The organism is Candidatus Omnitrophota bacterium (genome assembly GCA_030688425.1).
Taxonomy (GTDB): Bacteria; Omnitrophota; Gorgyraeia; order Zapsychrales; family JANLHA01; genus JAUYIB01.
Window position 1 is genome coordinate 76,628 of sequence record JAUYIB010000016.1, and the last position, 21,724, is coordinate 98,351.

Here is a 21,724-nt window from a genome sequence, read left to right on the forward strand (position 1 = left end):
GATAGTAATTCCTATGCGGTCCCCCATCGTTTTATCCTCGTTATTCTTATCCATCATCCTAACCGTTTCCGGCCCGGTTCGCGCCGACGACTGGCCTTCCCCCCGGGAGAAGGACGTCCTTTCCGAAAACGGGATGTTTGCGGTGAAAATGGTCCCGCCGAAGTTTCCGGAAAAGACGGCGGTGAAGCCGGTGGTGAGCGTATCGGAAATTGTCAACGGGAAAAAGACGCTCTTATGGGAAACGGCGTTGACCAATGAATGGGCACCGGTAGAATTTTTTGTTTCGGACAACGGCCGCTATGTGGCCACGCTCGACAATTGGCACAAGGTCGGATACGGGGACAACGTTGTGGCTTTTTACGGTCCGACGGGGCTGGCCCGGCAGTATTCGCTGGAGGAGATCGTCCCTCTGCCCGAAGGGAAGGGCTATGGGGATTTGTTCTCTCATTCCAAGTCGTCCCGATGGTGGACGGAAAAAAGCGTCAAGTTCTTTTCCGAATTCGATTCGGAAACGTATTTTTGCCTGTGGCTGGAATGGGACAACCGCTGGCTGGCGTGGGATCCCAAGGACGGGCGTCCGCTTGAGGTGAGCACCGCCATGCGGCCCGCCCTCGATGAAAAGGCCCGGCAGTGGGCGCTGGCGAAAATTGAGAAAAGCGGGGACATGGCCGAACCCTGGGAAATCCTGCCGGCTTATGAGTTTTTGGGAAAATTGCGCCGGCCGGAGGACGCGGCCCTGATCAAGCCGCTCTTGAACAGCAAACAGTTTTTCTTCGGGCTGACTGCGACCAATCAGGAGCTGACGCATTTTACCGCTTATTCGACCCTGCGCCGGCGGGCCGACCGCATCCTTGCGCTGTGGGACAAGCTGACAGACAGCGATTCCGGGGACGACGGTGTTTATTATTTTCTCGGCCAGGTGAAGGGACAGGTGGTTTTGGGACAGGTGCCCGAACCCGAAGGGGGAAAAGTTTTTGTGTATCTTGTCTCCACCGAAGACTCGTCCGGAAACTGGAAGTATGCGCCGGAACGGCTGGTGGCGGACTTGCGTTACGCGGGCACGTACAAGATCGGGGATACAATCCCGTTTGTCATCGAGGGTGTTGCTCCGGGATCCTACCGTCTGAAAGCCGTGTGGGACAGGGCTGAGCCGTATTGCGAGCGGGATGATTTTGCCTGCCCTGGCTCAAACGGAGATTTTGAAAGCGGCGAGAGCGCGCCGGTGGAGGTGACGGCCGGCGGGACGGTGAAAGACATTAGTTTGGATTGCGTGATCCCGGTGACCGGAGAACCGGGGGACTGACCCTGCCAAGGGATGGCTGGGATGGGGCAGGGTTACCCCTTTCAGCACAAAGCAGCGTGCTTCGCGACCCTGCGGGCGAAGGTTTATTGATGTAAGGATTGCGGGTTGTGCCATGCGATTTTTCAGCATGGCACGAAAGGGGTGTGGGGAAATCCTTTGACCCACGCCTGGGGGGTGCTCAGCGACCCCGCAACATTTCTGCGGGGGAGCGCCGAAGGGGGGCTTGCTTCCCTATCGGTTCAAAATGCTCCCCATTTTTGTTTGCCGGGAAGGTAGTTGCTCGGGCAGAGGAAGCGGAAAACGCTGGCGATCTGGCGGGCTTTTTCGAGTTTTTCTTTTTCTTCGGCGGTGATTTTGTCGAGCGTCGCTCCGAAGAGCTCCGTGAAGTACTGTTCCGCGGCCTCTCGGCGCTCCTGTTCGTTCTTAAATTGGCTGCGGATCATGGCCAGTTCCCCCACGTCGAGCCACACCCCTCCGCACTGGCCGCATTCGTCGATCTGGACAAGGCGTTTGACGCTGAAATAGAATTGCCGCATGACGATGCTTTTGCATTTGGGGCAGCGGCGCTGGCGGTCGAATTTGATCCGGATGCCGTCCTTGCGCTTGATCTCGAGCAGGGCTTCTCCTTTGCGCTCCTTGGGCTCGTCCACTTTCCGGAGCTCAAAGGCGTCAAACCATAATCCCCCGCATCCGTTTTCGCAGGTGTCCACCGTAATGTCATCGACCGTTTTGGGCGTGAGTTTGTTGGTGCATGAGGGGCAGATCATGACGGGCCTCCCTTGGGATAGGCAACAGGAATATTATAAAATAAATACGGCTGAAATGCTTTGAGTTTTTCCGGAAATTTTTTTACAATAGACCCAACCATAACGCGTTTGACAAGGAGGACGGACATGAGATATGGATTGGCGGTTTTTCTTTTGGCGCTTTTCCCCTTGACCGCGCAGGCCGCGATCAAGGAAGAAACGGTTGAATACAAGCAGGACGAAACGGTGCTGGAGGGATTTTTGGCATATGACGACGCGGTGGAAGGAAAGCGCCCGGCGGTTGTGATTGTGCACGACTGGATGGGGCCGGGGGATTTCTCTGAAGCGAAGGCGAGGGATCTGGCGCAGATGGGGTATCTCGCCCTGGCGGCCGATATTTACGGTCAAGGGGTGAGGCCCAAGGACGCTGAGGAGGCCGGGAAGCAGGCCGGAATGTACAAATCTGACCGCGCGTTGTTGCGCGAACGCGCCAAAGCCGCTTATGAGCTGTTGAAAGGGCACCCGCTGGCAGAAGAGGGAAAACTGGCTGCCATGGGTTATTGTTTCGGCGGCACCACGGTTTTGGAGATGGCCCGCGCCGGGCTTGACCTGGCCGGCGTTGTCAGTTTTCACGGCGGGCTGCAGACGCCCAGCCCGGCAGAGCCCGGGACCGTCACAGCGGGGATCCTGGTCCTGCACGGCGCCGACGATCCGCATGTCCCCGCCGAGGAAGTCGCGGCGTTTCAGGGAGAGATGACCGCGGCCGGGGCGGACTGGCAGTTGATGTCTTACAGCGGCGCGGTGCATGCCTTTACCAATCCGGCGGCCGGGAATGATAACTCCAAGGGCGCGGCCTACAACGAGAAGGCCGACCGCCGTTCGTGGGAAGCGATGCAGTTGTTTTTTAACGAGATATTTGAGTAAGGTTAGTTGATGGACGGTGTCTTTCATTGACCCCGCCTCTTGCTTCGCAAGAATCCGGCAACCCCAGCTGCCCTAACCGCTAACGCAGGGCAAGGCGGCTGGGGTCAATGGTTTGGCCCCTCTGGGCCAAACCACCCTGAGCGCAGTCGAATGGATTCGGCCACAAACTTATGTCGCCTGCGGCTCCATAAGTTGGGGCCTCATTGAAAAACCTCTTGTTTTTATTTTCTCGCCTAAGCTTTCATACTATAATGAAATTCTGCAAAACTTTTGAATCTGAACGGACATCTCTTACAAAGGGGTGAATCATGTCCTTGCTGAAAAGAATATTTATTCTAATCCTTATGGGGTCCTTGGCGGCTCCGATAGTTGCGCGGGCGGAAGACCCGGGCGCCGATCCCAGCCGGTTGACGATCAATGAAAAGATCGACGCGCTGGTCGCCAAATACGACGCCCTGCTCGAATCCAAGAATGCCGTTGACAAAAAACTGGCTGACATCAGCGCATCGGCAGAGACCTATCGAAAAGAATCGGCGGCCAAAAAACAGGAGCTCTCCGAAGCGCAAGACCGTTATTCCTCCCTCTTGAAAGAAAAGGAATCCCTCTCTCAGAAGATTGTTTCGTTGGAACAGCAGATCAAGAAAGTCCCTGGGGCCCCGGCGACCGATCCCGAAAAAGCCGCTTTGAAAGAAAAAATTTCCGCTCTCGAAGGCCAGCTCAAAGAGGTCAGGGCCGCCTCAACCGCAGTCCGGTCTTCTCCCCAGGAACAGCTGCTTGTTCGGGAGATCGAAACACTGAAAGAAGAATTGAATGCCAAGGGCATGTTCATCAAAGACGGGGAAAGCCAGATCATCATTCTGAGAAAAGAAAAAGAGTCCCTCCAGCAGAAACTTGACCAACTGGCCCGCGAGAAAGATGACATGAGCGCGCGGTTGACTTCGCTTGAAGGCCGGTCACGGCAGACGGAATCGGAGTCCTCCCGGAAAATCGACGAGGCCACGGTGCCTTTGCAGGAAAAGATTTCGGCCCTTCAGAGCGAACTCGAGCTCACACAGGGGGCCATGACCCAAAGGGTCGATGAGGCGAAAGCTCCTTTGCAGAAAACTGTTGATGAGCTGAACGCCCGGATCAAGCAGATGGAAAGCGCCTCCGACCAGAAGTCGGCGGACGCGACGAAGCCCTTGCAGAAGACGATCGATGAACTGAAGACCCGGATCAAAGAGATGGAGCTCGCGTCTGGCCAGAAATCTGCGGATGCGACCCGCCCCTTGCAGAAGACGATTGATGAACTGAACGCCCGGATCAAGCAGATGGAAAGCGCCTCTGACCAGAAGGCGGTGGACGCGGCGCGCCCTCTGCAGAAAAAAATCGATGAGTTGAGCGCCCGTATCCAAGAATTGGAGAGCTCTCCGGGGAAGAAGCCCGCGGAGATAACCCGCCCGTTGCAGGAGAAAATCAAGTCTCTCGAACAAGCTCTCGAGGAGAAAGACAAGACGATCGCCGTCAAGATCGAGGAGTCCCGCGCCGAGGTTAGGGCCGCCAATCAGGAACGCATCAAGTCTTTGGAGGCGCAGGTCAAAGAATTGCAGGGTTCGACCGCTTCCAGGATCGAGCAGGCCAAGGCGCCTCTGCAGGAGGAAATCCGCCAGCTGCAGGAGCGGGTGAAGACTGCCGACAGTTCTGTACCCGGGAAGATTGAGGAGGCCCAGAGACCGCTGCAGGACAAGGTCCGCGATTTGGAAGCGAAATGGAAAGCCGCCCAGGACGAGGCCCGCGCCAAGGACCAGACCATCGCCGGCCTGACGCGCGAAAAGGACCAGACGCAGAAAGACCTGGCGGCCACAATCAGAGATAACGACAATCTGGTGAAGCAGGTGGAGACGGCCCGGGACGAGAAGGCCGCGGCGGAATCTTCCATTCCGCAGAAGATCGCGGACGCGAAAACGCCACTTGAAAAAAAAATTCAGGGTCTTGAGGAGCAATTGAAGACCGCCAAGGCCAACACGCCGAAGGAAATCGAACAGGCCAAAGCGTCTTTGCAGCAGCGGATCGCGTCCCTGGAGCAGAAGTTGGGCGAGCAGGAAAAGCAGGCCGCTCTCAGGACGGAGCAGGCCCAGCGACCGCTTGAGGCCAAGGTCAATGCTTTGCAGGAAGAATTACGCAAAGAGAAGGACGCTGTTGCGCCCCGCATTCAGCAGGCGGAGAAGCCCCTGCAGGACAGGATCAATTTTCTGTTGAAGGAACTGGAGACCACGAAATCCTCGACGGCGGAGAAGATCAGGCAGGGCCAAAAGCCGCTGGAGGATAAGATCAAATCCCTGGAAGACCAGCTCAAGGATTCCCAGGAGTTCGCCAAGGCCAACGCCGAAGACGCCCGGGCCCAGGCCGTTGTCCCTCTCCAGGAAAAGATCGCCAAACTGGAAAGTGACTTGAGCGCTGTCAAATCCGCTCAATCGCAAAAGATCGAGGATGCCAGGCGCCCTCTGCAGGAACAGATCATCTCTTTGCAGGAACGTGTGAGGTCCACCGAAGCCGCGTCGTCCGGCAAAACTGAAGAGGCGCGCCAGCCCCTGCTGGACAGGATCGCCGCGCTGGAGCAGAAATTGAAGGCTGCCGACGGGGCGCAGGGCGCGAAGATCGAGCAGGCCAAGGAGCCGCTTGTTAAAGAGGTTCGTTTTCATGAAGAAAAAGCCAAGGCCAGCGCGGAAGAATTGAAACAGAAAGAAACGGAACTGCGCGAGGTTGCGGCCGCCAAGGCCAGACTGGAGAAGGACCTGGCCGCGTCGCAAAAAACAAACCAGTCTCTGAGCGGCCAGCTCGCGGCGGCGAACGGCGAGTTTAAAGACCTCAAGTCGTCGTTCAATGCCAAAGTGGAGGCAGCACGAAAAAAAGAGCGTACGGAGCTGGAAGGGAAAATCGCGTCTTTGCAGGCGCAGGTGAACGATGCCGAGTCCGCGGCCGCCCGGCAGGTTGCCGAGGCCCAAAAACCGCTGCAGGACAGGATCCAGTCGCTGGAATCCCAGCTGGCGTCGGCGCAGAAAACCGCTGAACAAAAAGTGGCGCAGGCCCAATCCCCCCTGCAGCAGAAGATCGCCGAATTGGAGGGGCAGTTGAAATCCAAGGACGCGTCGCTGTCCGCCGAGGTTGCCAAGGCCAAGTCGCCTTTGCAGGACAAGATCGGCGCGCTGGAAAAAGATCTGCAGGAATCCCGTTCGTCTGTCGCGGCCAGGATCGAAGAAGCCGGCCAGCCGCTGAAAAAAGAGATTGCCGGTCTTCAGGCCCAGTTGAAGGACAAGGATGCCGCGCGCGAGACCGAGATCCTCCAGGCCAAGGCCCCCTTGCAGGACCAGATCAATTATCTTGTAAAGAAAGTGGAATCACATGAGACTGTGATGAAAGAGAGGATCAGCCAGGAGAAGGCGCCGCTTCAGCAGAAAATTTCGGCCCTGGAATCTGAATTGAAAGCCGCTGAGGTGGCCACGGCCAAGAAAGTCGATGCCGCCGAAGCCGTGCTTGAGCAGAAAATCGCCGTTCTGGCAAAAGATTTGCAGGAGGCGCGGGGCGCCACGGACCGCAAAGTGACCCAGGCCGTTTCTCCGTTGCAGGAGAAAATCAAATCCCAGGACGCGGCTTTGAAGTCTTCACAGGAAGCGATCCAGGGCAAAGACCGGGAGATCTCGGATCTTTCCCGCCAACGCGACGGGCTTAACAAGGAGCTGGCGGACGCGGGGAGCGTGAACGCCGCTTTGCAAAGCGACATCAAGTCCGCCGAAGACAGGTTGAAGGCCCAGGAGAGCTCCGTCGGGGAAAAGATCGCCAAAGCCCAGCAGCCGTTGCAGGAGAAAATCCAGACGCTTGAAGGAAAGCTCAAGGCGGCCGACGCGGCTCAAAACGAAGCCGTCGCGCGGGCCAAGGCCGCTTTGCAGGAAGATCTCCGCAAGCTGAATGAGGAATTGGGCGCCGAGAAGGCATCGGTCGCGAAAAAGATCGACGCGGCCAAGGCGCCTTTGCAGGACAAGGTCGCCGCGTTGGAAAGCGATTTGAGGGACGCACAATCCGCAATGGTCGTGAAAGTCGAGGAGGCCAAGAGCCCTCTTCAGCAGAAAATCGCTGCCCTGGAAAACGACCTGAAGTCTTCGGAGGCGTCCGTTGGGAAAAAAATCGAGACAGCCAAGACCCCGCTTCAGCAGAAGATCGCGGCCCTGGAAAGCGAGCTGAAGGCAGCCGAGGCGTCGGTCGGACAGAAGATCGATGCCGCCAAGACCCCGCTGCAAAAGGACATCGCAGACCTTCAGGCCCGGCTCAAGGCATCGGAGGCGTCGGCCGACCAGAAGGTCGCCCAGGCCAGGGCGCCCCTTCAGGAAAAAATCGGATCGCTGGAGAATAATCTGAAATCGGTCCATGATTCCATCCCGGGCGAAGTGGCTGCGGCGAAAAAGCCGTTGCAGGCCCAGATCGCGGAACTGGAAGGCCGCCTGAAGTCCAAGGACCAGGAGGCCGCGGCCAAGGTGGAAGACGCCAAGGCCCCGCTCACGAAGCAGATCGCGGATATGGAAAAGAAACTGCAAGAGACCGAGAGATCCATCGAGTCCCGGATCCTCCAGGCCAAGGCCCCGTTGCAGGAGAAAATCAGTTTTCTTCTCGAAGAGTTGAAGACCGTGCGCGCCTCGATTTCCAGAGAAGTGGATCTGGCGAAAGCCCCTCTTCAGCAGAAGATCGGAGAACTGGAAAAGCAGGTGAAGGACACGGAATCCTCTGTGGCCCGCCGCGTGGACGGGGCCAAGGCCCCGCTGCAGGCCAAGGTTCAGGAACTGGAAAATACGCGGAACTCGCTTTCGGCCCTTGCCGACGAGAAAGAGGCCCGGATTAAGACCCTGACCCAGGAGCGCGACCAGTCCCGCCAGGACACGGCTTCCGCGCGCCAGCAGAACACGGCGCTGGACCAGACGGTCAAGTCCCTCCAGGACAATCTCAAGAAAACCGAAAGTTCCATCAACGACAGGATCGCCAAATCCAACGCTCCCTTGCAGGACAAGATCGCGGCGCTGGAAAAGACATTGAAAGACACCGAGGCCTCTGTGGAGACCCGGATCGCTCAAGCCAGGGCCCCGCTGGAGGCGGACATCCGCAAGTATCAGCAGGAATTGAAAGACAAGGACGCCGCGAGCGACCGCAGGGTCGCCGAAGCCACCAAAGGCCTGCAGACCAAGACAACGGAACTGCAGAACCAGCTGGCCTCTCAGGAAAAATCCGGCACGGACAAGCAAACAAAGATCGACCAGTTGCTCAAAAAGGTCGAGGAGTTGAACATCAATTTATCATCGGCCAATCTTGACAAGAAAATGATCGGCGAACAGCTTGAGACCGTCAAGACCCAGTTGAGGACGACCCAGAGCTCGATGGAACAGAAGTTCGCCCGCGAGAAACAGTCCCTGTCCAAAGACTTCTTTGATGAAAAACAGCAGATGGACAAACGGATCCGTGAATTGACGGAAGAGGTCATCGCCCTGGAGAATAAAGTCAAAGAGAAAGACGGCGTCGTTAAAAAATTGACCGAAGAGCGCGACGAGCTGGCCGCGGATTATTTCCAGATGCTGGATGAGAACGAGCCCCAGGAGGGCAAGGTCAAGGCAATCGAGAAAAGCGTCGGCAAGGCCAAATCCGCTGCGCAGGAACAGGGCCCGGCCGTGAGCCAGGCCGACGTCCCCGGGCAGCCGAAGGCCCAGGATTAAGGGAAATGGGCTTGGCCTTTGCGGTTTTTTAAGACTGGCCCCCGTTGTGAGCGTGCCGGAATGACAAACAGCCGTGATGAGCAGTTCATGCGCCAGGCGATCCTGTGGGCCCGGCGGGGAATCCGTCAGGGACAGACGCCTTTCGGGGCCTGCATTGTCAAGGACGGGCGCGTCGTCAGCCGGGCGCACAACCGTGTCTGGAAAAAAACGGACATCACCGCGCACGCCGAAATCGAGGCCATCCGCCGCGCCTGCAAAAAATTGAAGACGGTGCGTTTGACCGGGTGCGTGATCTATTCGACCTGCGAACCCTGCCCGATGTGTTTCAGCGCCTGCCATTGGGCGGATATCGCAAAGATCGTTTATGGCGCCGATATCAACGACGCGCGGAAGGCGGGTTTCCGGGAGCTGTCCATCTCCAGCCGGTGGATGCGCAGGAAGGGCCGAAGCCGTACGGCGGTTGTCCCGGGGTGCCTGCGGCAGGACAATCGCGGGCTTTTCAGCGAATGGCGCCGGCGAAGGAACCGAAGGGCGTATTGACCGTTTGAAAGCGAGGAACCTATGACAAAGCAGCGGTTGGCGTATGTCTCCTGGTTTGGGATTTTCTTTTTTGCCCTGGGGCTGGTGTGGCTGTCGGTGATCTACCGGCGCGTAGAGCCTTTTCTGCCGGGCGCGCACCGGGACGCCCGCCCTGCCTCTGTCGTCCAAGACTATCGGACGCTCCCGGAGGAGATGTCCGAAACTTTACAAAGAACAACGGCGATCGATCGCGTTGTGGCGGCCCAAGGCGACACGCCCTCGTCTCACAAGCCGTATGTGACGCAATTCTGGGGCCTGGCCGTTGTGGAATTGCTTTGTTGTTTTGTTTATGTCTTTTGCGGCGTCGCCGTCCTGCGGGGTTATCCTTTTGCGCGGTGGGGTGTTTTGGTGACGGGGTATCTGGATTTTGTTTATAAAATGATGGTTGTCGTTTACATGGAGCAGTGGGCGATCCCGATCCAAAGGGGGATCGGCCAGAACATCCTGGGCGGTTACTATGCCCCGGACATGCGGCTGGATTCCCAGATCTCGCTGTATTTGTCCGGGCTGAAGGCGTATCAACCGGACGGCGCGATTTATGTTTTTATTTATTTGTCTTACCTGTTCCTGGTGTTTTATGTTTTCACCCGCGCCGAGGTGAAAAATCATTTTGAAAAAGGGGAGGTCTGACGTGAGAAAAATATTTTTGGCGGCCCTGGCGGTCCTGGCCGCGGGCTGCGTGACGATCGAAACGGAAACCGTGTCAACCGGCACTTTTCCAAAAGACCTGAAAGCGATCTCCCATCTCCGGCAGGCCCGCACCGGCATGACGGTCCAGGAAGTGAGAAGTCTTCTGGACGAGCAGGTCATCATCGGTTATGAGCAGGCGCCGGACGGTCAATCGTATGTGCCGGTGACCCTCAACAACCCTTACCGGATTGAGACCGTGCAAAAAGGCGGCTTGACATACGAGATTTATTATTATTTCTCCGGCGTCAAGCAGCCCGATGGCCTGGTCGCGGACGACGAGCTTGTCCCCCTGGTCTTTGAAGACGGCAAGCTTGTCGGCAAGGGATGGCCGTATCTGAACCACACGGTCCGGGGTTCGGCCTGACGCCCTATGGCCGCGCGAAAAATCCGTCAATTTGCCCTGGAGACGTTCGTCTCCCATTATCAGGAACAACGCCCCATTGATTGGGATGCGCAGTTCGTCCTACCCGGACCGCTGGAGGTGGAGATCGGCTTTGGACTCGGCGAATATTTGATTCGCATGGCGCAGGAACGCCCGCATTCCCGCCTGGTGGGGATCGAGCAGGACTGGACGCGGGTCAAGAAGGCCTTGAACCGGATTTTTGAAATCCGTCGGAAGGATCCGGCCGCGGATTTCGGCCGTAACATCCGGATCCTTCAGGTGGACGCGCGCGTGGCGTTTGAGCGGCTGTTTGTCCCGAAATCCATCGCGAGGATTTACGCGCTTTTCCCCTGTCCCTGGCCGAAAAAGGGCCACGTGAAGCACAGGTTGTTCGCGCGGGATTTTTTGAGGCTCTTGAACAGCCGGATTTCCGACGCGGGCCGCCTGCAGATCGTGACGGATTTCCGGCCTTATGCCGACTGGGTTCTGGACGAATCGCGGGAAACGGGTTTTGAGGTGGCTGCGGGCGTCACCGGCCCGCGTTTTGACACAAAATTCGAGCGCAAATGGCGCGAGCAAGGGCAGGATGAATTCATCGAGCTGGATTTTGTCAAGCGGGCGCACATGGATGTCGCGCTGGCCAGGGACGAGGAATTGAGCGTTCATTTCATCGAGCGGTTTGACCCGGACCATTTTGCCTTTGAGGACGTGGTAGGGGAAACGTCTGTGATCGGCAAGGAGTTCCTGTATGACAAAGTCCGGGGACGGGGCGTGGTGCACCTGATTATCGCCGAAAAAAGCGCGACCCAGCATCTGTGGGTGACGATCAGCAAGGCCGGCGCCCAGTGGTGCGTGGCCAAGGCCGAGGGGCACACGGTCCTGCCGACCCAGGGTGTCGCCTGGGCTTTGCAGCTTGTCTGCGAGGCGGCGGCGAGGAGCGCTGGCCAGGCTGAAAAAACATAAAGGACAATCATTGTGATGAAATTCTGGAAATTTTGCGGGATTTGCGTTGTTGCTGCGGCGGTAATGGCCATGGCTGGAGGACATGGCCAGGCGGCGGTCAAGTCCAAGAGATCCAAATCCAATTACGAGGTCTCCGCCCGGTCAGCTATCTTTTCCAACAGCAGCAAGAAAAAAAGATATTATGGCAAGAACGTCCACACGAAAGTCCAGCCGGCGAGCACCACCAAGGTGATGACGGCCCTGCTGGTCCTTGAAAATCTTTCTATGGATCAGGTTGTCACCATCGGTCCGCGGCCTCCGACGGCCCAGCCATCGAAGATCTACCTGAAACCAGGGGAGAAGTTCAAGGTCCGGGACCTGCTGTATGCCCTCCTGCTCGGTTCCGCCAATGACGTGAGCATCGCCCTGGCCGAGGCCGTGGCCGGTTCCGAGCCGAAATTTGTCCATATGATGAACGCCCGCGCGCGCCAGATCGGCGCCAAGCACACGCGGTTCGCCAACGCGAGCGGCTTGCCGAGCAAAAAGGTCAGTCAGTACACGACGGCTTACGACATGTACCTGATTTTTCGCGAGACCATCAAAAATAATTTTTTTCGTGACACCATTAAACTTAAATATAAAACGATTTATTCCCGGGCCGGCCGTCAGGTCAAGCTGAAGAGCCACAACAAAATGCTTTTCCAGGGCTGGAACAAAAACATTTACGGCAAGACAGGTTACACGCGTGCGGCCCAGGCGTGCTTTGTGGGCTATCTGATGAAAGGTAATGATGTGTGCATCGTGGCCGTGTTCGGCTGCCAGCGCCGATGGCAGGACATCAAGCACATCGTTTCCCGGTATGGGGGGATTTCCCTCTGACAGGCGGCATACAGCGGAAGCATCTTTTTCTGGATAATGATAATTTTATGATATACTTAATAAAGTTTTGACCCGATCTATCCTATTGTTTTCATTTCACAATAGCGAATCGCAGGACATTATTTTAACAGTCAGAAAGGGAGGACTATATGCAGGACAAAGACCGGATTTTTACCTTGGCCCTTGTGGTGACCATTGCCATCTTTCTGGGAGTCGGCATTGCCGTCAAACAGAGCAATGATCCGGTGTTGCGGCGTATTGTCGAACAGCAGGACAAGATCCTGGGCCAGCAGGACGAAATCTATCAGATGCTGACGGGCGGTTCCGGGAAGGCCGGACAAGGCCGGGGGAATGTGGAGATGCGCCTGGCTTCCCTGGAAAAAAAGATCGACGGTTTGTTGGCCGCGGTCCGCATGCCGTCGCGGCCGTCCGCTCCGCCTCCGGACCTGGAGGAGTATACCCGGGTGCACAAGGTCGACATTGGGGCGTCCCAGGTGAAGGGCAATCCGGATGCCAAGGTCACGATCGTGGAATTTGCGGACTTTCAGTGTCCTTTCTGCGGCCGTTTTCACCCGGTCGTGGATGAGGTCCTGGCCGCTTATCCCAACGACGTCAAATATGTTCTGAAGCACTATCCGTTGAGCTTTCACCCGATGGCCCGTCCCGCGTCCAAAGCGGCGCTGGCGGCCGGCGAGCAGGGAAAATTCTTTGAAATGTCCGACCTGCTTTTGAAAAACGGCAACGCCTTGTCCGAGGAGAAATTCAAGAGTTTTGCCGGAGATCTGGGGCTGGACGTTGACAAGTTCATGAAGGACTACAAGGACAGGGATGCGGAATGGGAGAAGATCATCCAGGCCGACATGGAGCTTGCCCAGAAGGTGGATGTCCAGGGGACGCCGACATATTATATCAACGGCCGGAAGACCATGGCCCGCGATATGGCCACTTATAAGAAGGAAATCGACGAGATTCTTGGCAAGAATTAGTCCGGCGCCTTTTGGAGACCCGGATTTTTCACGGGCCGGCGGACGTGATAAGGCTTTACAGGGCGGAATTTTTTTGTTATCATAGGCGCTTTCCATTTAACGGGAAAGGGCGGATAACGGCAGCAAGCCCTTCTTTTTGATGCAGCGGAGGAGCAGAGAGTATGGCCAGAAAAGGCGGAATCACAAGCAAGTTTTACCGGGAAACACGGGGTGTCAAGGTCAGCGGAGGCCAGTTTGTCACGACAGGCACCGTCCTGACGCGTGAAGGCGACCGCTGGAAGCCGGGGATCAACGTCATGGGGCGGATGCATCTCACGGCTGCCTGTGACGGCGAGGTTTACTTCACCAAGAAGAGGGGTAACTACAAGAAGGCCGTGACCTACATCCATGTCCGCCCGGTTGTGCAGAAGAAAAAGTAATTTTAAGCAGCAGGTATGAGGGCCCTCCCCCCAGGAATCCATGTGCGGAATCATCGGATACGTTGGATACAGAGAAGCCGCTCCGATCCTGATTGACGGCTTGAAAAAGCTTGAATACCGCGGATACGATTCCAGCGGTGTGGGCGTGATCTCCTCCGAAAGCGGGGAGATCGTTGTCCGCAAGGCGCCTGGAAAAATCAGGAACCTCGAAGAATTCATTGATTCGCAACGGCTTCCTTCGGCCCAGGTCGGCATTTCCCACACCCGCTGGGCCACGCACGGCGCCCCCAGCCGCGTCAACGCCCATCCTCACGGGGACAATTCCCGGCGCATCCTCGTCGTTCATAACGGCATCATCGAAAATTACCAGGAACTCAAGAGCGAGCTTCAGAAACACGGGGCCGAGTTCGTTTCGGAAACCGACACGGAAGTCATCGCCCACCTTATTTCCCGTCATTATCACGGAGATTTTTTCGCCGCGGTCAAGAACGCGATCCGCCAGCTCAAGGGCGCGTTTGCCATCGGCGTGCTCTGCAAAGACGAACCAGGAACGGTGATCGCCGCCCGAGTGGGGTCGCCCCTTATCCTGGGCCTCGGCAAAAATGAAAATTTCATCGCCTCGGACGTGCCCGCCATCCTCGACTATACCCGCCGCGTGATTTATCTGAAAGACGGCGAGATGGCCGTGATCAAAAAAAATAAAATTGAACTTTTTACGTTTGCCGGCAAAAAAGTCAAGGCCCAGCCGACCACCGTGACTTTCAGCGTGGACGCGGTGCAGAAGCAGGGGTTCGCGCATTTTATGCTGAAAGAGATCCATGAGCAGCCGGACGTGATCGCCCAGATGCTGAAAACCCGTGTCCGGAACAACCATATCCGGCTTGACGGGATGGGGCTTTCCGACAAACAGCTGAAAGGGATCCGCAAGATTTTTGTTGTTGCGTGCGGGACAGCTTACCACGCCGGGATGGTCGGTAAATACGTCATTGAGAAGCTGGCCGGGATCCCGGTCAGCATCGACGTTTCGAGCGAGTTCCGCTACCGCGATCCGATCGTGGATAAAAAGACGCTGGTCGTGGCGATCAGCCAGTCCGGGGAAACCGCCGACACGCTGGCCGCGGTCAAGGAAGCCAGGGCCAAGGGAGCCAAGGTGGTTTCGGTCTGCAACGTCGTCGGATCTTCGCTGGCCCGGGAATCGGACGGCATCCTGTATACTCATGCCGGGCCGGAGGTCGGAGTGGCCTCCACCAAGGCCTACACAGCCCAGGTCTGCATGCTTTGCCTCATGGCCCTGAAGCTGGGCGCGATCACGAAGTCGGTCCCGGACAAGGAGCGCCGTAGGATCCTGGATCAACTGAAAAAAATTCCCGCGCTTTACCGCATTATTCTTAAGGACAAGCACGAAGTTGCCAGGATCGGCAAGGAAAACCACCATTTCGGGTGTTTCCTGTTCCTGGGCCGCAATGTCAATTTCCCGTCGGCGCTGGAAGGCGCCTTAAAATTGAAGGAAATCTCTTATGTCCCGGCCGAGGGTTATGCCGCCGGAGAAATGAAGCACGGCCCCATCGCCCTGATCGACGAGTACCGCGCTGTCGTCTGCATCGCGCCGCAATCGGCGGTCTACGAGAAGATGATCTCCAATATCCAGGAGATCCGCGCCCGCAAGGGGAAGATCATCGCGATCGCCACCCGGGGAGACAAGATCATCCGCCAGCACGCGAATCACGTGATCGATGTCCCCCCGACCGACGAAATCCTCACGCCCCTGCTGGCCGCCCTGCCCCTGCAGTTGATCGCCTATTACATCGCTGTTGAGCGCAGCTGTGACGTGGACCAGCCGAGAAATCTGGCGAAATCGGTGACGGTGGAATAAAAAATGTCACAAAGTCACATGACACAAGGTCACAGTCACAGTGGCCGATGATTTATTAGCGTGTGACTTGTGACGTGTGTCCGTGCGTACTCTCCCAAAATCCTATATGCTCTACATCGTCTCCACCCCTATCGGCAATCTTAAAGACATCACCCTCCGCGCGATTGAAGTCCTCAAGAGCGTTCATCTGATCGCCGCCGAAGACACGCGCCACACCCGCATCCTCACCCAGCATTACCAGATCGAAACGCCGACCACCAGTTTCTTTGAGCATAACCAGTTGAAAAAAGCCGATTATCTTTTGGGGCTTTTGAAAGAAGGGAAGGATGTCGCGCTTGTGACCGACGCGGGAACTCCGGGCATCAGCGATCCGGGCTTTCCCCTGATCCGCCTGGTCCGGGAGAACGGAATCCCCGTCACAACGGTTCCAGGCCCGACGGCGCTGATCGCGGCGTTGACCCTTTCGGGGTTGCCCATGAACCGGTTTGTGTTCGAAGGGTTTCTGCCGGTCAAGACCGCGGCAAGACGCAAGCGGCTGGAAGAGCTGAAAGGGGAACGCCGGACGGTGATCTTTTATGAGTCCCCTTACCGGGTGGGCAAATGCCTGGAAGATATCCGCGACGTCCTGGGCGACCCGGAGGTGGTGTGTGTGCGGGAGATCACGAAAAAATTTGAGGAAGTGAAGAAGGGCCGGGCCTCCGAGTTGATCAAGGCCTTTGACGCCGGCAGTCCCAGGGGCGAGTTTGTGATTGTGTTGAATTTAGCCGGCCGCATTGATGAGGGGACTGAAGAGGAGTGATTATTTGAGAAAAATAAAGGCCCGGGCATGTTGTCAACTGCCCGGGCCTTTGATGCCTTATCGTTTCTCCCCGGTTACTTGTTTTCCAGGGCTTTGATCCTTTCCTGCAAACGCTGATTTTCCGCTTTCAACTCTTCCATTTTGGCATTCAATTCTTTGATAGCTTCCACAACAACGGCATTGATGCCGGCCGGTTCGACGTACTTGAATCCGTCGGCATTGGTTCCGACCCATTCCGGGAAAACCGGCTCAACTTCCTGGGCGATGAACCCGCGCTGCATCTCCGTGTGATTGCCGTGCTCTGCGGGATCTTTCCATTCGAAGGACACGCCCCTTAAGGAGAGGACTTTCTCCAGCGATCCCCGCAACGGCTGGATATTCGTTTTCAACCTCTCATCGGACAGGAGAGACCAGGTCCCGGTGGGGTTGGCCGCCGTCCCGTTGACGGCAAGGTTGAATCCGGCTGGATTGGCCGTATTGATCGCCACGCTCCCTGCGTTGCCGTAGGGGAAGATGAAAAAGGTGTTTGGGGTGTTGATGGGAGTCCCGGGCGCAGCGCCGGAATTTCCCCAAACAAACGTTCCTGTGGCGAGGTTGTTGGTCTGCATATACCTCCCGCCGGCCCAGGCATAGTCCGCCCCGGCGATGTTATTCTGCCCTCCGGGAACAGAGGCGTAAGCGCCGGAAGAGACATTGGCCCGGCCGCCCGCGACGGTGGAATTATCACCGGAGGCGACGTTGCCCTGGCCGCCGCCGACTGAGGAATAAGCTCCGGAAGCTGTCGCGTTGATAGAGACGGGGGCGACCTGCGGCCCGCCGCCGGCAACGGTGGAATAGTCCCCGCTGGCGATATTGACGGACCCGCCGGCGATGGTGGAGGCCTCGCCGCTGGCATCATTTTCCTGCCCGCCGCCGATCGTTGCATAGTTGGCCCTGGCCTGGCTGTTGTTCCCGCCGGCCACTGTGGCATACATGGCCGTGGCGAAGTTGAAATCCCCGCCGCCGACCGTTGACCAACTGCCGGTCGCCTGGCTGCCCTGTCCGCCGCTGACCGTGGACGCGTTTCCGGAAGCGATGTTGGAAAGGCCGCCGGAGATCGTGGCGTACATATGAGACGCTGTATTGCTTTTCCCGCCGCCGATGGTTGCGAATCCGCGGGTCACAGAATTCAGGTTTCCTCCGGCAATCGTCCCGGAGCCTTCCCAGTCAGGTTCAACCGGGTCTGGAGTGGCCACGGTGTTTTCCTCGCCGCCGCCGATTGCCGCGTGACTTCCCTGCGCGAAATTGTGATAACCGCCTGAGACCGTTGCATGACCTTTGGACGCCAGATTATACCGTCCTCCGGCAATGACCGTATAGCTCCCGGAAGCGACGCAGGGGTTGGTGATCTGTCCGAGAAAGAGGTTGGCCGATTCCGGGCCGCAGCTGCCGATGGTGGCGTAGCTGGCTCCAGCGGCGACATTGTTGCCCGCGCCTCCGGCAACGGAAGAGAGGCCCCCGTCGATTGTGTTGTAAGCCCCGCCGCCTATAAAATTGGTGCCGCCCGTGATGATGTTTTGCGCCCCGCCGGCGATGGTGCTGGACGAAGAACCGGACGCAATGGTGTTGCGGCTGCCGCCGCTGATCGCCGATCCAAAGGCCGTGACCTTGTTCTCCAGCCCTCCCGCGATAACAGCGTAGTAATTGCCGGACACCCCGTCACCGATCAGGTGGTCCGTCCCGCCGCTGATGACGGAGTAATCCGCGTTGATGACGTTTCGAGCGCCGCTCCCGATGAAGTTCTGGGATCCGTTGGAAACATTTTGCCAGCCGCCGGCAATCACGCTGAAAGCCCCGAAATCCCCGGTCCAGGTCCCGAAACGGTTCGTTTGGTTGCCCTGCCCGCTCAGGATGGCCGACCACATCGGAAGCGCCTGGTTGTCCTGCCCGAAGACAATCGTATAGTCACCGATATTGGCATTATTCCATTGATCCCCGGACACCTCTCCCGCGCGCAAAGCCGCTTTGTAGGGATACCAGATGAACCGGGTCCCGGCCCCTGCCGTGGATAAGGTGTTGCCGCTGCTTTTGGTCCCCTTGGCGATGATCCCGCCGTCCGTGTCCAGGGTCAGCATGAATTCCGGCGTCTGGGTGCCGACGGCGACCTTTTTAAGGCCCGGATTCGCTGTATCGCTCAGGGTGATGTTATTGGAAAATTCTTTCCAGACCCCCTGCAGGGAATTCCACTCCTGGGTGACCCCGTTGGAAACGCAGGAAATGATCCGTTGGGACGTGATGTCGTAATAAATCGTGCCGATGGTGCTGGCGTTGCAGTCCCCGGCGGGCAGGGTCGCCCGGGGGGCAAACCGGACCCGGTCATAGGCGCCGGACGGGGCCGGGTAGTAAGTGGTGGCCTTGAACTGTCCAGCCTCGACTCCGGAACAGCTCAGGACGAAGAACAGCAGGGGAAGGATGATTCTTTTCATAACAATGACCTCCTTAGAAATTGGCTACGCAGCACTCTCACGATCAAGGCGGTTTATCCGCACAAGGGCAGGGCCCTCAGTTTGTTCCCTTCCAAAATTTTAAGATCAGCCACAATCTGTTCCGGTCCCTCCACGCGGGTGTTCGTGGAATCTCTTACCGCAGAGCGTCGACCCTGGACTTCAGGCGCTCAATTTCCCCGCGCTGATTTTCCAGTTCGTTGTTCTGCTTCTGGATTTGCTCGCGTTGCTGTTCAATCAGCCTCTGCTGCTCCTGAACGACTTTCGTGACCACGGCCATGATGTCGACGGTGTTGAGGGTCCTATGGTCTTCAGGGGCAAGCAGCTCCGGGACATCTTCCGCGATAAAGCCGGCGCGTAATTTTTCCTGGTCGCTTTTGTAGCGGAATGTGACCGGCTGGAGCTGTGTCAGTGTTTTGACGGCTTTTTCCGTGGATAAGGTTTCAATATCATTTTTTAATGTGCGGCTGGACGTCGGATGGAACTGCCCGTCTGTGCCGATATAGGCCCCGCTGGCAAACTCCATGACGGCCCCGGGGATCGAGGGGTTGACGACACCGACCCCAACCTTGGCATAACCGCTGGCTGACAGATTGCCGTTATAGATCACAAAGGCGTTTGCAGTCGTAATGGCAGGAGCTGGTAACGAGGAATACCCGAAGGCAACGGTGTTGTCCGCTGTGTTTTGCAGGGTCACCCCGTTCCCGTATGCGAATGAGTAATCCGAGTCCACGGAGACGGATTTTCCCATAGCCACAGATGAAGGCCCGCCAGCATAATTTGAACCATTGGCAACAAAAGCATTCGTACCTAATGGGCCGATTAAATTGTTGTTTCCATTAGCAATTGCCGAGTATTGGGCTCCGGCGGAGATGGTGTTGGCGTATCCGCCGAGGATGCTGCTGTGAAGTCCAAAGGCGCGATTGCCCTGACCGCCGACGACAACAGAATAGTCTGCGCCAGCGGTAGGATCAAGGCGGCCCCACGACGGGTGGTTTGATTCATATCCGCCGCCGCCGACAAACGCGTAGTTGCCCGGGGCCCGGTTGCTGAACCCCCCGCCGATAACAGAATAATTTCCGTTAATGATGTTATAATATCCGTTTCCGATGAAACCATAAGTGCCGTTCGCCTGATTGCCTTCAGCGGCTGATGCGCCGCCACCTCCGATGACGGAGTAGTTCCCGGTGGCGTGATTGCCGAACCCTCCCAGAATGGCGCTGTATTGACCGGAAGCCGTGTTGGAAATGCCTCCGCCGATGGTCGCGTCATCCCCTGTGACAGTGTTGCCGCGGCCGCCGGAAATTGTTGAAAAATTACCGGATGCCGTGTTGGGGATATTGGTGGAATAGGGCGGGCCTGCCGGGACGAGATAGCGCCCGCCGCCGGAGATTGTCGCCCCTTCGCCGCTGGCGGTGCTTCCGTTCCCGCCGCCAACAACGGCATACCTGCCGCTGGCCCGGTTTGCAAATCCGCCGCCGATCGCGGCGTAATCCCCTCCGGGGGTGGGAACGGAGTCTTCCACATTGGTTGTGTTATTTTTCCCGCCGGCGATGGTGGCGGAATCCCCGCTTGTCGTATTGCCTTGCCCGCCGCCGATCGTGGCGTCGGTCATTGTCTTTATGGTGTTTCCCAGCCCGCCGCCGATGGTGGAGCGATCTGTATATATCTCATTGGCCTGCCCGCCGGCGATGGTCGTATAGCTACTGTTGATAATTTTATTTCCACTGCCGCCGCCGATTATCCCGGCTGCCGACGTCGAGACGCTGTTGGATTCCCCGCCACCGATCGTGACGGAATTACCCTCGATGGAATTATGCTTACCGCCGCCGATGGTGGAGGCCTCTTGCCAGATGATTTTGTTGTCCCATCCGCCGCCGATTACGCCGTACCAGACAGCGGCCCCACCCGGATTTTTGTCCGTCATCACGTTGGATGTCCCCCCGCCGATGAAGTTGTCGTTGGAGAAGACCGTTCCGGCGTAATTGAACCTCCCGCCGGCAACCGTGCTGAAGACCGGCGCCACGTTGCTCTGCCCGCCGCCGATGGTGGCATACCCCCGGCCGTCCGAGCAGTAATACCCCTGGCACCAGCTGTAAGTGGTGTTGTCCGTCCCGCCGCTGATGGTCGAGTAGGTCCCGTTGGGGAGATTGTTGGATCCAAAAGCGACCGTGTAATTATGGATATTGGTTTCATCCCACTGGCTGGAGTTGACATACCCGGCCCGGATTGCAGCCTTTTTGGGGTACCAGAGGAACCGCGTTCCCCAGCCGGAGGTGGTGAGGGTGGTGCCGGCCCCCAAAGCCCCCTTGGCCAGGATCCCGCCGTCCGCATCCAGCGTCAGCATCATTTCCGGCGTCTGGGTGCCGATCGCAACTTTTTTCAGGCTGGGATTGGCCGTATCTCCTAATGTGATGTTTTCCCCCATTTGTTTCCAGACGCCCGGCAGGGAATTCCATTCCTGACTGCCGCCATTGGGAACGCAGGAAACAAGACGCTGCGAGGTGGTGTCGTAATAGATGGTCCCGACGGTGCCTGCGTTGCAATCTCCCGCAGGCAGGGTGGCGCGGGGTGAAAAGCGGAGCCGGTCGTAGACTCCGGAGGGAGCAGGGTAATACGTGGTGGCCTTGAACTGCCCGGCTTCGATCCAGGAGCAGGCTGTCACGACATACAAGGCAGTTAAAAATATTTTTTTCATGGTAACGCCCCCTTGTTTTTTAAACGGATAGCTAAAAAAGAAAAACCCTATCTTGAACATGAGGCTCAAAGAATAGGGTTGCTTGAAATGTCTCCACATGCACCGGCAACTGGCTGTCCCTTCGGGCTCGAACCGGAGACCGGGGGACCCTATAGCTTTGTGCCCTACCCTTGCGGGTAGTTTACTTTGAAACGGCGCTTGCATATTATGAGCTATTTTTTATCACCTTAAGTATAAAATATTATTGGGAAGGGGACAATAGAAAGGTCAAAATTTGAGAAAGCGCTTT

At 57.3% G+C, this 21,724-nt stretch carries 15 protein-coding genes and 1 riboswitch; of the genes, 12 read left to right on the forward strand and 3 right to left on the reverse strand.

Annotated elements, in window-relative coordinates; all coding sequences use genetic code 11:
• Window positions 1-13 precede the first annotated feature (13 nt).
• Window positions 14-1,303, forward strand: a complete 1,290-nt coding sequence (locus Q8Q08_06135; protein ID MDP2653596.1) for a hypothetical protein — start codon at window positions 14-16, stop codon at window positions 1,301-1,303.
• A 239-nt stretch (window positions 1,304-1,542) separates the two neighbouring features.
• On the opposite strand, the gene Q8Q08_06140 is transcribed toward Q8Q08_06135, so the two are convergent.
• A complete protein-coding gene (locus Q8Q08_06140; protein MDP2653597.1) occupies window positions 1,543-2,070 on the reverse strand; it encodes a zf-TFIIB domain-containing protein in 528 nt (175 codons plus the stop codon).
• A gap of 126 nt (window positions 2,071-2,196) precedes the next feature.
• Here Q8Q08_06140 and Q8Q08_06145 point away from each other — a divergent pair, with 126 nt between their 5' ends.
• From Q8Q08_06145 to rsmI, 11 genes are all read left to right on the forward strand, one after another.
• A complete protein-coding gene (locus Q8Q08_06145; protein MDP2653598.1) occupies window positions 2,197-2,973 on the forward strand; it encodes a dienelactone hydrolase family protein in 777 nt (258 codons plus the stop codon).
• A 344-nt stretch (window positions 2,974-3,317) separates the two neighbouring features.
• A complete protein-coding gene (locus Q8Q08_06150; protein MDP2653599.1) occupies window positions 3,318-8,705 on the forward strand; it encodes a hypothetical protein in 5,388 nt (1,795 codons plus the stop codon).
• Window positions 8,706-8,765: 60 nt separating this feature from the next.
• Window positions 8,766-9,245 (forward strand): nucleoside deaminase, encoded by a 480-nt coding sequence (locus Q8Q08_06155; protein ID MDP2653600.1) that lies wholly within the window; start codon window positions 8,766-8,768, stop codon window positions 9,243-9,245.
• A gap of 21 nt (window positions 9,246-9,266) precedes the next feature.
• On the forward strand, window positions 9,267-9,914 hold the full coding sequence (locus Q8Q08_06160; protein MDP2653601.1) for a hypothetical protein: 648 nt from the start codon (window positions 9,267-9,269) through the stop codon (window positions 9,912-9,914).
• A 1-nt stretch (window position 9,915) separates the two neighbouring features.
• Window positions 9,916-10,338 carry a hypothetical protein gene (locus Q8Q08_06165; GenBank protein MDP2653602.1) on the forward strand — a complete coding sequence of 141 codons (423 nt, stop codon included), beginning with the start codon at window positions 9,916-9,918 and terminating at the stop codon, window positions 10,336-10,338.
• A gap of 6 nt (window positions 10,339-10,344) precedes the next feature.
• Window positions 10,345-11,319: a hypothetical protein gene (locus Q8Q08_06170; protein ID MDP2653603.1), complete on the forward strand. Its 975-nt coding sequence runs from the start codon at window positions 10,345-10,347 to the stop codon at window positions 11,317-11,319.
• A gap of 15 nt (window positions 11,320-11,334) precedes the next feature.
• Complete coding sequence (locus Q8Q08_06175) at window positions 11,335-12,177, forward strand: serine hydrolase (protein MDP2653604.1); 843 nt, start codon at window positions 11,335-11,337, stop codon at window positions 12,175-12,177.
• Window positions 12,178-12,326: 149 nt separating this feature from the next.
• Complete coding sequence (locus tag Q8Q08_06180) at window positions 12,327-13,163, forward strand: thioredoxin domain-containing protein (protein MDP2653605.1); 837 nt, start codon at window positions 12,327-12,329, stop codon at window positions 13,161-13,163.
• 161 nt (window positions 13,164-13,324) lie between these two features.
• Window positions 13,325-13,582: a 50S ribosomal protein L27 gene (locus tag Q8Q08_06185; GenBank protein ID MDP2653606.1), complete on the forward strand. Its 258-nt coding sequence runs from the start codon at window positions 13,325-13,327 to the stop codon at window positions 13,580-13,582.
• A gap of 40 nt (window positions 13,583-13,622) precedes the next feature.
• Window positions 13,623-15,455, forward strand: a complete 1,833-nt coding sequence (gene glmS, locus Q8Q08_06190; GenBank protein ID MDP2653607.1) for a glutamine--fructose-6-phosphate transaminase (isomerizing) — start codon at window positions 13,623-13,625, stop codon at window positions 15,453-15,455.
• 106 nt (window positions 15,456-15,561) lie between these two features.
• Window positions 15,562-16,254 (forward strand): 16S rRNA (cytidine(1402)-2'-O)-methyltransferase, encoded by a 693-nt coding sequence (gene rsmI, locus Q8Q08_06195; protein ID MDP2653608.1) that lies wholly within the window; start codon window positions 15,562-15,564, stop codon window positions 16,252-16,254.
• Window positions 16,255-16,328: 74 nt separating this feature from the next.
• On the opposite strand, the gene Q8Q08_06200 is transcribed toward rsmI, so the two are convergent.
• Together Q8Q08_06200 and Q8Q08_06205 are read right to left on the reverse strand one after the other, a co-directional pair.
• The gene (locus tag Q8Q08_06200) at window positions 16,329-18,719 is read right to left on the reverse strand and encodes a tail fiber domain-containing protein (GenBank protein MDP2653609.1); all 2,391 of its coding nucleotides are present in this window, start codon (window positions 18,717-18,719) and stop codon (window positions 16,329-16,331) included.
• 154 nt (window positions 18,720-18,873) lie between these two features.
• Window positions 18,874-21,435 (reverse strand): tail fiber domain-containing protein, encoded by a 2,562-nt coding sequence (locus tag Q8Q08_06205; protein MDP2653610.1) that lies wholly within the window; start codon window positions 21,433-21,435, stop codon window positions 18,874-18,876.
• Window positions 21,436-21,536: 101 nt separating this feature from the next.
• Window positions 21,537-21,631, reverse strand: a riboswitch (cyclic di-GMP riboswitch).
• Between the last annotated feature and the right edge of the window lie 93 nt (window positions 21,632-21,724).